Genomic DNA, 17714 nt, shown 5'->3' with positions numbered 1-17714 from the left:
AACGGGCGGGCTTTGACATCAGGTCACGTCCTAGAAAGGCCGGGAAGGCCAGTGGTCAGGTGGCACGGTGGGGAGGAGAGGGCGGCGGCGCCGCCGCCGAGGGGCGGAGCGGAGACGGGATCAGAGCTGGCCCAGCTCCTTGTCAATCAGGTCGAACATCTCGTCGTCGCTGACAGGGTCGAACTCCCCGTCCTCGAGCCCTTCGAGCCCTTCGGCGTCGACCGCGGTGCCGCGGGTGTCGTCCCACTTCCAGAGCAGGGCCTGCAGCCGCGCCGCGATCTTGCCTCGCGCGTCGTCGTCCAGGGCGGATTCGAGGAACGCGGCCTCCAGCCGCTCCAACTCCGCCGAGAGGGGCAGGCCGGCCTCCTGCGCCTGCGGTACGAGATCGTCCAGCAGCCGCTGCGCGAGCGCGGCCGGGTTCGGATAGTCGAAGACCAGGGTCGGCGTCAGCCGCAGCCCGGTCGCCGACCGGAGCCGGTTGCGCAGCTCGACGGAGGTCAGCGAATCGAACCCGAGATCCTTGAAGGCCCGGTTCGCCCGTACCTCCTCGGGCGAGGCATGCCCGAGCACGGCCGTCACCTGCTCCCGTACGAGATCCAGCAGCAGCCGCTCCTGATCGGCCCGGGCCAGCCCGGCCAGCCGGCCGGCGATCCCGGACACGGCTTCCTCGGTACGGCCCCCGGACGCCGCCGCCGTACGCCGGACGGCCAACGTGCGGACGACACCGCGGAACAAGGGCGCCATGACACCGGCCGTCGCCTGCGCGCGCAGCTCCGCCAGATCCAGCCGGGCCGGCACGACCACGGCGTCGCCCAGCGCGGTGGCGGCGTCGAACAGGGCCAGGCCCTCGTCCGCGGACATCGGCGCCGCACCGACCCGGGACATCCGGGCCAGGTCCACATCGCTCAGCCGCCCGGCCATACCGCTGCGCTGCTCCCACAGGCCCCAGGCCAGCGACACGGCGGGCAGTCCGCGCTCGTGCCGGTGGCGGGCGAGGGCGTCGAGGAAGGCGTTGGCCGCCGAGTAGTTAGCCAGCCCCGCCCCGCCGAGGGTGCCCGACAGGGAGGAGAAGAGCACGAACGCCGACAGGTCCAGATCCTCGGTCAGCGCGTGCAGGTTCAGCGCCCCGTCGACCTTCGGCCGCAGCACCCGGTCGATCCGCTCCGGCGTCAGCGCCTCGGCCACCCCGTCGTCCAGGACGGCCGCGGTGTGCACCACGGCGGTGAGCGGACGCTCCGCCGGTACGGCGGCCAGCAGCTCGGCCAGCGCGTCCCGGTCGGCGACGTCGCAGGCGGCCACCTCGACCGTGGCACCGAGCCCGGTCAGCTCGGCCACCAGCTCCGGCATCCCGTCGGCGGCGGCCCCGCGGCGGCTGGTGAGCAGCAGGTTCCGCACCCCGCGCTCGGCCACCAGATGCCGGGCGAGCAGCCGGGCGAGTCCACCCGAGGCGCCGGTCAGCAGGACGGTGCCCACCGGCGCGAACCCGAACTCCACCTCCTCCGGACGCTCGGCACGGGCCAGCCGCGGTGCGCTGACCTCGGTGCCGTGCAGCCGCAGCTGCGGCTCCTCGCCGGCCGCCGCGGCCGCCAGCGTCTCCCAGTCGGGCTCGCCGCCGTCCGTCTCCACCAGCACGAACCGGCCCGGATTCTCCACCTGCGCCGACCTGACCAGACCCCAGACCGGCGCACCGGTCAGGCCCTGCCCGGCCAGGATCACCAGCCGCGACGCGGCGAACCGGTCGTCGGCCAGCCATGCCTGTACGAGGTCCAGGGCGTGGTGCGTGACCTGGCGTACGGCATCCGCGGTGTCGGCGTCCGCCGTGGTGCAGTCGGTGGTGTCCGGGAACGGGGCGAAGACCAGCTCGGGGACGGGCGCGGCTGCGGCGGCGAGGCTGCCGAGGTCGTCGTACACGTCGATGTTGCTGTGGCCGATGCCGCTGCCGATGATGGCCGACTGCCCGGCGGGGGCGCTTGTCTGAGGCACCGACATCGGCGCCCACTCCACCCGGAACAGCGAGTCGCCCCGCGCCTCCCGCGCTCCCGCGAGCTGCTCCGTGCCGACCTGCCGCAGCGTCAGTACGTCGACCGCGGCGACAGGACGGCCCACCGAGTCGGCCACCGTGACGGACACGGCGTCCTCACCGGCCAGGGCGATCCGCACCCGTACCGCGTCCGCGCCCTGGGCGTGGAGGGTCACCCCACTCCATGCGAACGGACGCCGGGTGAGTCCCTCACCGGGCTCGGCCAGCAGCACACCCAGCCCCAGCGGCTGGAGCGCCGCATCGAGCAGCGCCGGGTGAATGCCGTACTCCTTGGCCTCGGCGGCCGCCTCCTCCGGCAGGGCGACCTCGGCGAACACCTCGTCACCGCGCCGCCAGGCGGCCCGCAGCCCCCGGAATGCAGGGCCGTACTCGATACCCTGCGCGGCCAGCCGGTCGTAGGCATCCGCCACCGTGATCGCCTCCGCCCCGGCGGGCGGCCAAGCGGCCAGATCGGTGTCCGGTCCCGGCGACTGCTGCGCACCGGCGGGAGCCACCGTGCCGGTGGCATGCAGGGTCCACGGCTCGTCGTCCCTGGCGTCCTGCGCCCGCGAGTGCAGGTTCAGCTCCCGCCGACCGGAGTCGTCGGCCTCCCCGAGCCCGAGCTGGATCCGTACGCCGCCCTTCTCGGGCAGCACCAGGGCTGCCTCCAGGGTGAGTTCCTCCACGGTGCCGCAGCCGAGGTGGTGGCCGGCCTGGAGGGCGAGTTCGAGGAACCCGGTGCCCGGGAGCAGGGCGGTGCCGGCTACGGCGTGGTCGGCGAGCCAGGGGTGGCTCTGCAAGGACAGCAGCCCGGTGAACAGATGCGTGCCCGTGCCCGCTAGCTCCACGGCCGCGCCGAGCAGCGGGTGTCCGGCGATGCCGAGCCCGATGGATTCGGCGTCGACGGGCCGTGCGGCGGCCGACGCGGGCCAGTAGCGCTGGTGTTGGAAGGGGTAGGTGGGGAGGTCGGTGGCGTGATTGCCGTCGGTGATGGGCCAGTTGATGGGGTGGCCGTGGGTGTGGAGGTGTGCTGCTGAGGTGAGGAGACGGGTGAGGGTGCCTTCGTTGCGGCGGAGGGTGCCGGTGATCGTCTGGGCGCCTTCGGTTTCCTCGATGCTGTAGGTGAGGACGGGGTGGGCGCTGGACTCGATGTAGGTGGTGTGGCCAGCCTCTGTGAGCTGCTGGATGGCGGTGTGGAAGTGGACGGTCTGGCGGAGGTTTCGGTACCAGTAGCCGGCGTCGAGCTGTGTGGTGTCGAGGAAGCCGGGCTCCACGGTGGAGAAGAACGGGATGTTGCCCGGACGCGGCTGAATCCCCGCGAGCGCCTCGGCCAGTTGAGTCTCGATGGTTTCGACGTGTGCGGAGTGTGAGGCGTAATCGACGGGGATGAGCCGGGCCCGGATGTCCTTGCCCTGAAGGTCCGCGACCAGGGTTTCGACGGCGTCGTTGTCGCCCGAAACGACGGTGGCGTTGGGGCCGTTGACGGCGGCGATGCTGACACCGCTGGGCAGGTGTTCCTCGACAGCCTGGACGGACTGGGGGATGGAGGCCATGGCGCCCCGGCCGGCGAGGTGTTCGCCGATGATCCGTGCGCGTACGGCGACGACCTTCGCGGCATCCTCCAGCGACAGGGCACCAGCCACAGCCGCGGCGGCGATCTCGCCCTGCGAGTGACCCACAACAGCGTCCGGTCGGATGCCGAGGTGCTGCCAGGTCGCGGCGAGGGAGACCATGACGGCCCAGGTGACCGGCTGGATGACGTCGACACGCTCCAACTCGACACGGGAGCGCAGAACATCGCTCAGCGACCAGTCGACGTAAGGCGCGAGCGCTTCCTCGCAGCGAGCGATCGACTCGGCGAACACGGGCACGGTGTCGAGGAGTTCGGCGCCCATGCCCGCCCACTGCGTCCCCTGCCCCGGAAACACGAACACGGTCCTCCCGGTCTCGTCGGGCGCGATGCCCTGCACGAGCTGGGGTGAGGGCTCCCCCTGAGCGAGGGCGTCGAGCGCGGCGACGGCGTCGCGGGTCTCGGCGACGACGACGGCGCGGTGCTCGAACAGGGCGCGCCCGTTGATGAGCGTGTCGGCGACGGCCGCAATGTCCAACTCGGGCTGCTGGTCGACGTATTCGCGGAGCTGTCGTGCCTGGGCGCGCAGCGCCTCCGCGGTCCGGGCGGAGATCACCCACGGCACGACGCCCGAGTCGGCGGGCTGGTCCTGGTCGAGGGCGATGGGGGGTTCTTCGATGATGGCGTGGGCGTTGGTGCCGCTGACGCCGAAGGAGGAGACGCCGGCCCGGCGGGGCCGGTCGGTCTCGGGCCAGGCCTGTTCCTCGGTGAGGAGGGTGACGGCTCCGGCGTCCCAGTCGACATGGCTGGTGGGCTCATCGACGTGGAGGGTGCGAGGCAGCAGGCCGTGACGCAGGGCCATGGCCATCTTTATGACACCGGCGACACCGGCGGCGGCCTGCGTGTGCCCGATGTTGGACTTCACCGAGCCCAGCCACAGGGGCCGGTCGGCCGGTCGGTCCTGCCCGTAGGTGGCAAGGAGCGCCTGAGCCTCGATCGGGTCGCCCAGAGTCGTACCCGTGCCGTGTGCCTCGACCGCGTCGACCTGGTCAGGTGTGAGACCGGCATTGGCGAGGGCCTGCCGGATCACCCGCTGCTGCGAGGGGCCATTGGGCGCGGTCAGCCCATTGCTGGCCCCGTCCTGGTTGACGGCCGTACCGCGGACCACAGCCAGGACCGGATGCCCGTTCCGCCGCGCGTCCGACAGCCGCTCCAGCAGGAGCATGCCGACGCCTTCGCCCCAGCCGGTGCCGTCGGCGGCCTCGGCGAAGGCCTTGACCCGGGCGTCGGGGGCGAGGCCCCGCTGCCGGCTGAACTCCACGAAGACCTCGGGAGTCGACATGACCGTCACACCGCCCGCCAGGGCGAGCGAGCACTCGCCGGAGCGCAGTGACTGGGCGGCCATGTGCAGGGCGACCAGCGACGACGAGCAGGCCGTGTCGACGGTGACGGCCGGGCCCTCCAGGCCCAGCGTGTACGCCACGCGGCCCGACGCCACGCTGCCCGCGATGCCCGTACCGAGGTAACCCTCGACGGTCTCCGGCACCTGCCGGAGCAGGGTGGCGTAGTCCTGCCCGTTGCTGCCGACGAAGACGCCCGCCTTGCTGCCGTGCAGGGACTTCGGGTCGATGCCGGCCCGCTCGAAGGCCTCCCAGGAGGTCTCAAGCAGCAGCCGCTGCTGCGGGTCCATGGCCAGGGCCTCGCGCGGGTTGATACCGAAGAAGGCCGCGTCGAACTCGCTCACGCCCTGGAGGAAGGCGCCTTCGCGCACATACGACGTGCCGGAACGGTCCGGGTCGGCGTCGTAGAGCGCCTCCAGGTCCCAGCCGCGGTCGGGGGGGAACGGCGAGACCGCGTCACCGCCGGCCGCCAGCAGCGCCCACAGCTCCTCGGGCGTCCGTATCCCACCCGGGAAGCGGCAGCTCATGGCCACGATCGCGATCGGGTCGTCGTCGGCGACCGGCGCACCGGGAGTGGCCACCTGCCCGGCCGCGGCGGTGTCACCTCCGAGGCCGGGGAACTCGCCCAGCACATGGCGGGCGAGTTCGGTCGCCGTCGGGTAGTCGAAGATCACGCTGGTCGTCAGCCGCAGCCCGGTGGCCGCGTTCAGCCGGTTACGCAGTTGGACCGCGCCGAGCGAGTCGAAGCCGAGCTCCTTGAACGCGCGGTTCGGGGCCACGGACTGCGGCCCGGCGTGGCCGAGCACCAACGCCGCCTGCGTACGCACCAGTTCCAGCACCAGCTCCTCCCGCTGCGGCGCCGCCAGCGCGGCCAGCTGCCCGGCCAGCGACGACTCCTCGTCGCGCTGCGCGCTGCCGGACACGGCCGGCCCGGCCGCCGCCCGCAGATCCCGTACGTCCGCCAGGTCGGAGATCAGAGGGCTGGGACGGGCGGCGGTGTACGCCGGTACGAAGCGATCCCAGTCGATGTCGGCGACGGTCACGGCCGGAGTGCCGTGGCCGACGGCCTGGGCCAGCGCGGTGAGCGCGAGGTCCGGGGACATCGGGGGGAACCCGCTGCGGTGCAACTGCTCGGCCGCCGCGTGCCCCGTCGCCATACCGGAGTCCGCCCAGGCGCCCCAGGCCACCGAGGTCGCGGGCAGTCCCAGCGCGTGGCGGTGCTGGGCCAGCGCGTCCAAGTGGGCGTTCGCCGCTGCGTAGTTGGCCTGGCCCTCGTTGCCGAAAGTGGCTGCCGCGGAGGAGAACACGACGAACGCGTCGAGGTCGAGGTGACGGGTGTACCGGTCGAGAAGCGCGGCGGCGATGGCCTTCGGCCCCAGGACGTGGTCCAGGCGGTAGGCGGTGAGGTGGTCGAGTACGCCGTCGTCGAGGCTGCCAGAGGTGTGGACGACCGCGGTCAGGCCGGGGCGCTCGGCGATCAGGGCGCGCACCGACTTGGGGTCGCTCACGTCGCAGGCGGCGAAGGTCACGGTGACGCCGAGCCCGGTAAGTTGGTCGTGCAGGTCGGTGGCCCCGGGGGCCTCGCTGCCGCGCCGGCTGGCGAGGACGAGGTGCTCGGCGCCGTTCTCGGCGGCCCAGCGCGCCACGTGTGCGCCGAGGGCGCCGGTGCCGCCGGTGATCAGGACCGTGCCGCGCGGCTGCCATGTCGTACCGCTGCTGCCTGCCGCCCGGGTCAGTCGGCGCGCGAGGAGACCGGCCGCGCGGATCGCTACCTGGTCCTCACCGCCGGGCCCGGCCGCCAGTACGGCACGCAGGCGTGCGCCGCCGCGTTCGTCGAGCTGTTCGGGCAGGTCGACGAGCCCGCCCCAGCGGTCGGGGTGTTCGAGCGCGGCGACCTGTCCCAGGCCCCAGACCTGTGCCTGGTCGGGGTGGGTGAGCGGGGCGGAGCCGCCGGTGGCGACCGCGCCCTGGGTGGCGCACCAGAGAGGAGCCTCGACGCCCGCGTCGCCGAGCGCCTGGACGAGCGCCAGGGTCGGGGCGACCGTACAGGTCTCCTCCCCACGGTCGGCGTCCGCGAGCGCGAGCAGCGAGAGCACGCCCGTCATCGGGGCAGCCAACTCGCCGAGCGCACCCCGCAGTTCCTCGGCGAATCGCTCCCGGTCGGCCTCGGCGGTGTCGAGCACGACCTGACGTACGGCACCGTGCCCGATCTCCAGAGCCCGGACGACGTCACGTACGAGAGGTCGGCTCTCGTGACCGGCAGGCAGCAACAACAGCCAGTCACCCCAGAGTTCAGCCGCCGAGTCGGACGCGTCCGGCATCGGCTGCCACACCACCCGGTAGCGCCAGTCGTCCACCGGCGAACCAGCGGTCTGCTCCCTGCGCCCGGACCACGCGTCGAGCCAGTACCGCCGGCGCTGGAAGGCGTACGTCGGCAGGTCGACGCGGTGCGGTGTGTTCCCTACCCCGGTGAAGAAGGCCTGCCAGTCGACGGGTGTCCCGTTGACGTGGAGTTCGGCCACGGCGCGGGTGAGGGCGTGGGTTTCGTCGAGGTTCTTGTGGAGGGCGGGGACGAGGAGGGTGTCGGTGCGGGTGACGGTGTCCTGGGCGAGGGCGGTGAGGACACCGCCGGGGCCGATCTCCAGGTAGCGGGTGGTGTCGTGCTGTTCGAGCCATGTGACCTGGTCGGCGAAGCGGACGGTGTCGCGGATGTGGCGGACCCAGTACTCGGGGTCGCGGACGGCGTCACCGGCGGGCAGCGGGAGCTGGGTCGGGTGGAACTCGACGCTGTCCAGGACCTGTCGGAACCGGTCCAGCATGGGGTCCATGAGAGGGGAGTGGAAGGCGTGGCTGACCTTCAGGCGCCGCGTGCGGAGACCACGCGCGGAGAGCTGGGCGGCGATGTCCTCGACGATGTGCTCGGTGCCGCTGATGACGGTGGCGCGGGGGCCGTTGACGGCGGCGACGGATGCGTGCTCCTCGTGTCCGGCCAGCAGGGGCAGGACATCGGCCTCGGGTGCTTCGATGGCGATCATGGTTCCGCCGGCCGGGAGTTGCTGCATGAGCCGGCCGCGGGCGGTGACGATGGTGCAGGCGTCGGACAGTGACCAGAGGCCTGCGGTGTGGGCGGCGGCGAGTTCGCCGATGGAGTGTCCGGTGACGAGGTCGGGGTGGATGCCCCAGGACTCCAGCAGCCGGAAGAGGGCGACTTCGAGGGCGAACAGGGCGGGCTGGGTGTAGGCGGTGTGGTCCAGTAGAGCCTGTTCGGCGGGCGCGGCGAACATCAGCTCGCGCAGAGGCCGGTCCAGCAGCCGGTCGAACTCGGCGCAGATCTCATCCAGCGCGGCGGCGAACATGGGGAAGACTGCGTAGAGTTCGCGTCCCATCCCGGCCCGCTGGCTGCCCTGCCCCGAGAACAGCAACGCCAATTGTCCCTGTGCACGGTCCACGGACCCGGTGAGGACCCGGCTGTCCGCCTCGCCCCGCGCGAGCGCGCCCAGTGCGTCGAGGAGGTCCGAGGGGTCCTCCGCGACCACGGCGGCACGGTCGTCCAGCGCCGCCCGCGTGGTGCCGAGCGAGAACGCTGCGTCGGCCGTGGCGAGTTCGGGCCGCGCCGCGACGAACGTCCGGAGCCGCTCGGCCTGGGCCCGCAGGGCGTCCGTGCCCTGGCCGGAGACGACCCACGGCAGCGGTCCCGACTCGGTGCTGGACGCGTCGGCGACGGCTGGCTCCTCCTCGAACTGCTCGATGATCGCGTGGGCGTTGGTGCCGCTGACACCGAAGGACGACACACCGGCTCGGCGGGGCCGTCCGGTCTCCGGCCACTCGACCGCGTCCCGCAGCAGAGTCACCGCACCGGCGGACCAGTCGACGTGCGGAGTCGGCTCGTCCACGTGCAGCGTCCTCGGCAGCACACCATGGCGCATCGCCATCACCATCTTGATGACACCGCCCACGCCCGCCGCGGCCTGCGTGTGCCCGATGTTCGACTTCAGAGAGCCGAGCAACAGGGGCTGTCCGGCGGGCCGGTCCTGGCCGTACGTGTCGATCAGCGCCTGCGCCTCGATCGGGTCGCCGAGCCGGGTGCCGGTGCCGTGCGCCTCGACGGCGTCGACGTCGGCGGCGGTCAGCCGGGCCCGGCCGAGCGCCTGGCGGATGACCCGCTCCTGCGAGGGGCCGTTGGGGGCGGTGAGGCCGTTGCTGGCGCCGTCCTGGTTGACCGCCGTACCGCGTACGACACCCAGGACCGGATGCCCGTTGCGCCGGGCGTCCGACAGCCGCTCCAGGAGCAGGACACCCGCGCCCTCGCCCCAGCTGGTGCCGTCGGCCGCCGCGGAGAAGGACTTGCTGCGGCCGTCGGGAGCGAGCCCCCGCTGCCGGCTGAACTCCACGAACGTCCCCGGCGAGGCCATCACGGTGACGCCGCCGGCGAGCGCGACGGTGCATTCGCCATCGCGCAGCGCCTGGACGGCCATGTGCAGGGCGACCAGCGAGGACGAGCAGGCCGTGTCGACCGTGACGGCCGGGCCCTCCAGACCGAGGGTGTACGCCACCCGGCCGGAGATCACGCTCGCCGCGGTGCCGGTGAGGAGGTACCCCTCGAATCCCTCGGGTGCCTCACTCATGCGCGGCCCGTACTCGTCCTGCGACGCCACACCGACGAAGACGCCCGCCTGGCTGCCGGCCACCGACCGCGGATCCATCCCGGCCCGCTCGAACACCTCCCAGGACGTCTCCAGCAGAAGGCGCTGCTGCGGGTCCATCGCCTGCGCCTCGCGCGGCGAGATCCCGAAGAACTCGGCGTCGAAATCGGCGGCGTCGTACAGGAATCCGCCCTCGCGGACGTACGACGTGCCCGTACGCTCCGGATCAGGGTGGTAGAGCGCGTCGATGTCCCAGCCGCGGTCCGTGGGGAACACGGACACCGCGTCCCGGCCGTCGGTGACCAGCTGCCAGAGGTCCTCGGGCGAGCGCACGCCGCCCGGATAGCGGCAGGCCATGGACACGATGGCGATCGGGTCGTCGTCGGCCGCGGCACCCGCCGGCACCGGGAGCGCGGAGGCGGACTCCGCGGTGCCGGTCGCCTGCGTGCGCAGGAAGCGGGCCAGCGCCTGCGGCGTCGGATGGTTGAACACCAGCGTGGGCGGCAACTTCAGGCCCGTGACGGCGACGAGCCGGTTGCGCAGTTCGACCCCGGTCAGCGAGTCGACACCGATGTCCTTGAAGGCATGCGAGGCGTTCACCGAGTCCGCCGACGCGTGCCCGAGAACAGCGGCGGCCTGCGTCCGCACCAGGTCCAGCAGCAGCCGCTCGGCCTCGGCATCGGAGAGGCCCGACAGGTTCTGCGCCGTCCACGTCCCGTCCTCGTCGGCACGCTGGGCGCCGGACTCGGCCCGCAGATCCCGTACGTCCGTCAGGTCGGAGATCAGCGCGCTGGGACGGGCGGCCGTGTATGCCGGCACGAACCGCGCCCAGTCGATGTCCGCGACGGTGACCGTCGCCTCGCCGCGCCCGACGGCCTCTCCCAGCGCGGTCAGCGCGAGGTCCGGCGCCAGGGCCGGCAGCCCGCGCCGCCGCAGCTGCTCGGCTACGTCACCTGCCGCCATGCCGTCCGCGTCCCAGGGGCCCCAGGCCATGGAGGTGGCGGGCAGCCCGAGCGCGTGCCGCTGCTCGGCGAGCGCGTCCAAGTGGGCGTTGGCCGCACCGAAGTTCCCCTGCCCGGCCCGGCCGAGCGTGCCGACCACCGACGAGAACAGGACGAACGCGTCGAGATCGAGGTGACGCGTGCACTCGTCGAGAAACACGGCGGCCGTGGCCTTCGGACTCAGGACGTCATCGAGGCGCTCGGAGGTGAGCCGGTCGAGCACCGCGTCGTCGAGGACACCCGCGGTATGGATTACGGCGGTCAGGCCGGAGTGCTCGGAGATGAGAGCGCGCACCGACTTGGGGTCGCTCACGTCGCAGGCGGCGAAGGTCACGGTGACGCCGAGCCCGGTAAGTTGGTCGTGCAGGTCGGTGGCCCCGGGGGCCTCGCTGCCGCGCCGGCTGGCGAGGACGAGGTGCTCGGCGCCGTTCTCGGCGGCCCAGCGCGCCACGTGTGCGCCGAGGGCGCCGGTGCCGCCGGTGATCAGGACGGTGCCGCGCGGCTGCCAGGCCGTGCCGCCGCGGTGCGTGCCGCCGCCGGTGCCGGTCCGGGTGAGTCGTCGGGCGAGGAGACCGGTGGCGCGGATCGCTACCTGGTCCTCGCCGCCGGGCGCGGCGGCCAGTACGGCACGCAGGTGTGCGGCGCCGCGTTCGTCGAGCTGTTCGGGCAGGTCGACGAGTCCGCCCCAGCGGTCGGGGTGTTCGAGCGCGGCGACCTGTCCCAGGCCCCAGACCTGTGCCTGGTCGGGGTGGGTGAGCGGGTCGGAGCCGCCGGTGCCGACCGCGCCCTGGGTGACACACCAGAGAGGAGCCTGCACACCGGCTTCCCCCAGCGCCTGGAAGAGAGCGAGCGCCGGCGCCGCGGGGGCGACGTCGTCGCCGCTCAGCGCGAGGAGGGACAGCACGCCGCTCAAGGCAGCGTTGTCATCGTCCGAACCCAAGGCGCCGGAGAGCTGCTCGGCGTAGCCCGCCCGGTGCGCCTCGGCCGGGTCCAGCACGATTTGCCGACCGCGTACAGCACGGGTGACGGCGCCCACCAGCGCGTCGTCCTCCCTGCCGAGGGGAACCACGACCAGCCAGGTACCCGCCGGTCCGGCCTGCGGATCGGCGACCGGCCTCCACGTCGCCCGGTAGCGCCAGTTGTCCACCGTCGACGCACGATCCAGGCTCTTCCGCCAGGACGCCAGTGCCGCGAGCACCGTACTCAGCGGGGCATCGCCCTCCACCGAGAGCGTGCGGCCGAGCGACTCCCAGTCCTCGTTCTCGACGGCCTCCCAGAAGCGGGTGTCCTCGGTGTCGGGGGAGCCGATCGGACGGGGGTTGATCCAGTAGCGCTGGTGTTGGAAGGGGTAGGTGGGGAGGTCGGTGACGCGGTTGGTGTGCGGGGTGGGCCAGTTGATGGGGTGGCCGTGGGTGTGGAGGTGTGCTGCTGAGGTGAGGAGGCGGGTGAGGGTGCCTTCGTTGCGGCGGAGGGTGCTGGTGGTGAGGGTGTCCGCTGCGGTTTCTTCGATGCTGTAGGTGAGGACGGGGTGGGCGCTGGTTTCGATGTAGGTGGTGTGGCCGTCGTCGGTGAGTTGCTGGATGGCGGTGTGGAAGTGGACGGTCTGGCGGAGGTTTCGGTACCAGTAGCCGGCGTCGAGCTGTGTGGTGTCGAGGAAGCCGGGCTCGACGGTGGAGAAGAACGGCACCTTGGCGGTCTTGGGTGTGATCCCGGCGAGGGCGGTGGCGATCTCGTCCTGGATGGTTTCGACGTGTGCGGAGTGTGAGGCGTAGTCGACCGGGATGAGCCGGGCCCGGATGTCCTGTTCCTGCATCTGGGCCACGAGGGTTTCGACGGCGTCCTTGTCGCCGGAGACGACCGTGGTGTTGGGGCCGTTGACGGCGGCGATGCTGACACCGCTGGGCAGGTGTTCCTCGACAGCCTGGACGGACTGGGGGATGGAGGCCATGGCGCCCCGGCCGGCGAGGTGTTCGCCGATGATCCGTGCGCGTACGGCGACGACCTTCGCGGCATCCTCCAGCGACAGGGCACCAGCCACAGCCGCGGCGGCGATCTCGCCCTGCGAGTGACCCACAACAGCGTCCGGTCGGATGCCGAGGTGCTGCCAGGTCGCGGCGAGGGAGACCATGACGGCCCAGGTGACCGGCTGGATGACGTCGACACGCTCCAACTCGACACGGGAGCGCAGAACATCGCTCAGCGACCAGTCGACGTAAGGCGCGAGCGCTTCCTCGCAGCGAGCGATCGACTCGGCGAACACGGGCACGGTGTCGAGGAGTTCGGCGCCCATACCGGCCCACTGCGTCCCCTGCCCCGGAAACACGAACACGGTCCTCCCGGTCTCGTCGGGCGCGATGCCCTGCACGAGCTGGGGTGAGGGCTCCCCCTGAGCGAGGGCGTCGAGCGCTGCGGTGAGAGCGTCGCGGGTCTCGGCGACGACGACGGCGCGGTGCTCGAACAGGGCGCGCCCGTTGATGAGCGTGTCGGCGACGGCCGCAATGTCCAACTCGGGCTGCTGGTCGACGTATTCGCGGAGCTGTCGTGCCTGGGCGCGCAGCGCCTCCGCGGTCCGGGCGGAGATCACCCACGGCACGACGCCCGAGTCGGCGGGCTGGTCCTGGTCGAGGGCGATGGGGGGTTCTTCGATGATGGCGTGGGCGTTGGTGCCGCTGACGCCGAAGGAGGAGACGCCGGCCCGGCGGGGCCGGTCGGTCTCGGGCCAGGCCTGTTCCTCGGTGAGGAGGGTGACGGCTCCGGCGTCCCAGTCGACATGGCTGGTGGGCTCATCGACGTGGAGGGTGCGAGGCAGCAGGCCGTGACGCAGGGCCATGGCCATCTTGATGACACCGGCGACACCGGCGGCGGCCTGCGTGTGCCCGATGTTGGACTTCACCGAGCCCAGCCACAGGGGCCGGTCGGCCGGTCGGTCCTGCCCGTAGGTGGCAAGGAGCGCCTGAGCCTCGATCGGGTCGCCCAGAGTCGTACCCGTGCCGTGTGCCTCGACCGCGTCGACCTGGTCAGGTGTGAGACCGGCATTGGCGAGGGCCTGCCGGATCACCCGCTGCTGCGAGGGGCCATTGGGCGCGGTCAGCCCATTGCTGGCCCCGTCCTGGTTGACGGCCGTACCGCGGACCACAGCCAGGACCGGATGCCCGTTCCGCCGCGCGTCCGACAGCCGCTCCAGCAGGAGGATGCCGACGCCTTCGCCCCAGCCGGTGCCGTCGGCGGCCTCGGCGAAGGCCTTGACCCGGGCGTCGGGGGCGAGGCCCCGCTGCCGGCTGAACTCCACGAACATGCCGGGGTTGGACATGACGGTCGCCCCGCCCGCGAGGGCGAGCGAGCACTCGCCGGAGCGCAGTGACTGGGCGGCCATGTGCAGGGCGACCAGCGAGGACGAGCAGGCCGTGTCGACGGTGACGGCCGGGCCCTCCAGGCCCAGGGTGTAGGCCACCCGGCCCGATGCCACGCTGGGCGTCGTTCCGGTCAGCACATAGCCTTCGATCTCCTCGGGCGCCTCGTGCAGCCGGGGGCCGTAGTCCTGTGCCGTGGCACCGACGAAGACACCGGCATTGCTGCCGCGCAGGGACTTCGGGTTGATGCCGGCGCGTTCGAGGGCCTCCCAGGACGTCTCAAGGAGCAGCCGCTGCTGCGGGTCCATCGCCAGGGCCTCGCGCGGCGAGATACCGAAGAACGTCGGGTCGAAGTCGGCGGCGTCATGGAGGAACCCGCCCTCCCGCGCGTAGGACGTGCCGGACCGGTCCGCGTCGGCGTCGTAGAGCGCCTCCAGGTCCCAGCCGCGGTCGGCGGGGAACGGCGAGACCGCGTCACCGCCGGCCGCCAGCAGCGCCCACAGCTCCTCGGGCGTCCGTATCCCACCCGGGAAGCGGCAGCTCATGCCGACGATGGCGATGGGGTCCCAGGCGGCGTCGGCGTTCGGGGAAGACAGCGCCTGCGGATCCGCCACCACTCCCCCCCGGCCCGCGAGTTCGTCGCGTACGTGTCGTGCCAGCAGCTCCGGGGTGGGGTGGTCGTAGAGCGTGGACGACGGCAGCCGCACGCCGACCGCCCGGCCGAGCGCGGCACAGAACTCCACCGACATCAGCGAATCGAAGCCGAGCTGCTTGAACGGCACGTCCACCGTGACCTGTTCGGGGCTGTCGTGTTCGAGCACGGCGGCGATGTGCCGTCGTACGAGATCCAGCAGCTCCCGGTCCGTCTCCTCTTCGGACATCCCGGCGAAGGAGGCAACGGGACCGGCCGTCTGCGGCACGGACTCCTCGTCCACGACGGCATCGGCCACGTCCTCAGGGAGCCCGGCCGACATACTGACCGTTTCCTTGAGCCAGTACCGCCGGCGCTGGAAGGCGTACGTCGGCAGGTCGACGCGGTGCGGTGTGCTCCCTACCCCGGTGAAGAAGGCCTGCCAGTCGACGGGTGTCCCGTTGACGTGGAGTTCGGCCACGGCGCGGGTGAGGGCGTGGGTTTCGTCGAGGTTCTTGTGGAGGGCGGGGACGAGGAGGGTGTCGGTGCGGGTGACGGTGTCCTGGGCGAGGGCGGTGAGGACACCGCCGGGGCCGATCTCCAGGTAGCGGGTGGTGTCGTGCTGTTCGAGCCATGTGACCTGGTCGGCGAAGCGGACGGTGTCGCGGATGTGGCGGACCCAGTACTCGGGGTCGCGGACGGCGTCACCGGCGGGCAGCGGGAGCTGGGTCGGGTGGAACTCGACGCTGTCCAGGACCTGTCGGAACCGGTCCAGCATGGGGTCCATGAGAGGGGAGTGGAAGGCGTGGCTGACCTTCAGGCGCCGCGTGCGGAGACCACGCGCGGAGAGCTGGGCGGCGATGTCCTCGACGATGTGCTCGGTGCCGCTGATGACGGTGGCGCGGGGGCCGTTGACGGCGGCGACGGATGCGTGCTCCTCGTGTCCGGCCAGCAGGGGCAGGACATCGGCCTCGGGTGCTTCGATGGCGATCATGGTTCCGCCGGCCGGGAGTTGCTGCATGAGCCGGCCGCGGGCGGTGACGATGGTGCAGGCGTCGGACAGTGACCAGAGGCCTGCGGTGTGGGCGGCGGCGAGTTCGCCGATGGAGTGTCCGGTGACGAGGTCGGGGTGGATGCCCCAGGACTCCAGCAGCCGGAAGAGGGCGACTTCGAGGGCGAACAGGGCGGGCTGGGTGTAGGCGGTGTGGTCCAGTAGAGCCTGTTCGGCGGGCGCGGCGAACATCAGCTCGCGCAGAGGCCGGTCCAGCAGCCGGTCGAACTCGGCGCAGATCTCATCCAGCGCGGCGGCGAACATGGGGAAGGCTGCGTAGAGTTCGTGTCCCATCCCGGCCCGCTGGCTGCCCTGCCCCGAGAACAGCAACGCCAACCGGCCGGCCGCCGCCGCCCCGGCCCCCCGGCTCCGTACGACCCGAGACGCCGGCTCTCCCGCGGCCAGTGCCGCGAGCCCGCTCAGCAGGCTCTCCCGGTCCGAGCCGAGGACCACCGCCCGGTTCTCGTGGGCGTCGCGGGACGTCACCAGGGACTGCGCCACGGCGTCCGTGTCCAACTCGGGCCGGTCCGCGACGAACGTCCGGAGCCGCTCGGCCTGCGCCCGTAGGGCGTCCTCACCTCGGCCGGAAACCAGCCACGGCACCACACCGGCCCGACGCTCAGCCCCGCCACCGTCACGACTACCGGCCACCGGAGCCCCTTGCAGGACCATGTGGCAATTGGTGCCGCCCATACCGAAGGAGCTCACGCCCGCGAGTGCGGGCCTGGACTCCGACTCCGGCCAGTCCGCCAGCGACTGCTGCACGCGCAGGTTGAGTTCGTCCAGCGGGATCCGCGGGTTCGGCGTCTCGTAGTGGAGGCTGGCCGGGATCTCGCGCATATGGAGGGACAGGGCGGTCTTGAGGAGGCCGACCATTCCGGCGGCACCCTCCAGGTGCCCAACGTTGGTCTTGGCCGAGCCGACCGTGAGGGGCAGCCGGCGGCCGGGGGCCGTGCCCAGGACGGTGCCCAGGGCGGAGGCCTCGATGGGGTCGCCGAGGGCGGTACCCGTGCCGTGCAGCTCCACATAGTGGACGTCCGCCGGGTCGATGCCCGCCCGGTCGTAGGCCAGGCGCAGTACCTCGCTCTGCGCGTCCGCGCTGGGTACCGTGAGTCCGTCCGTCGCGCCGTCGTTGTTGACCGCGCTGCCGCGGATCACGCAATAGATCGTGTCGCCGTCGGCGAGGGCCCGCGCGAGGGGTTTGAGGAGTACCGCGCCGCCACCCTCACCGCGGACGTAGCCGTTGGCGCGGGCGTCGAAGGTGTAGCAGCGGCCGTCCGGTGACAGCCCGCCGAACCGGTCGGCGGCGAGGGCGCTTTCCGGCACGATGTTGAGGTTCACGCCGCCCGCCACGGCGAGTTCGCAGCCGCCCGAGCGCAGGGCCTCACAGGCTTGGTGGACGGCGACGAGGCCGGAGGACTGCCCGGTGTCCACGGTCAGGCTGGGGCCGCGCAGCCCGAGGGTGTACGACACCCGGTTCGCGATGATGGCGCGCTGCGTCCCGGTCAGCGAGTGCTGGGTGACGGCGGACAGCCCTTGCCGGTTCAGCAGCACCGCGTAGTCGTTCGCGATCGCACCGACGAAGACACCGGTGCGGCTGCCACGCACCTGCTGCAGGGGGATGCCGGCGTCCTCGAATGCCTCCCAGGACAGTTCCAGCATGAGCCGCTGCTGGGGGTCCATCATCGAGGCTTCGCGTGGCGATATGCCGAAGAATCCCGGATCGAATGTGTCTACTCGGTCGAGAAAGGCTCCGTGCCGTGCGGCGGGGGGAAGATCCTCGGCATTCCAGCGGTGCTGCGGCACTTCCCCGATCGCATGCCGCGCGTCGCGCAGCAGCTCCCAGAATGCGCTCTTGTATGGGGCCTCGGGGAGTCTGCAGGAGAGCCCCACTATGGCGATTACGTCGTCCGGTATCCCGACCTCGGTGAAGTCGTCGCGGAATTGAGACATGCGACCGTGATCCCCCAGTAAGTGAAATGCGTGAGAAGCGCCCCCTGCGGCACACGCAAAGGCAGTTGCCGACTGTAATCAAATGATCGTTGGCC

1 protein-coding gene is annotated in these 17714 nt (G+C 72.1%); it reads right to left on the bottom strand.

Features of this window, described 5'->3' with window-relative positions:
- Window positions 1-120: 120 nt before the first annotated feature.
- Window positions 121-17619: a type I polyketide synthase gene (locus FBY35_RS06990; protein WP_186356872.1), complete on the bottom strand. Its 17499-nt coding sequence runs from the start codon at window positions 17617-17619 to the stop codon at window positions 121-123.
- Window positions 17620-17714: the final 95 nt, after the last annotated feature.

It is taken from the genome of Streptomyces sp. SLBN-118, from assembly GCF_006715635.1.
Taxonomy (GTDB): Bacteria; Actinomycetota; Actinomycetes; order Streptomycetales; family Streptomycetaceae; genus Streptomyces.
Note: the sequence above shows the minus strand (reverse complement) of the source record. Positions and strands in the feature narration are given on the sequence as shown.

Coding starts and splice junctions, on each gene's coding strand:
- FBY35_RS06990 (WP_186356872.1), bottom strand. CDS start 17,619: ATGTCTCAATTCCGCGACGACTTCACCGAGGTCGGGATACCGGACGAC.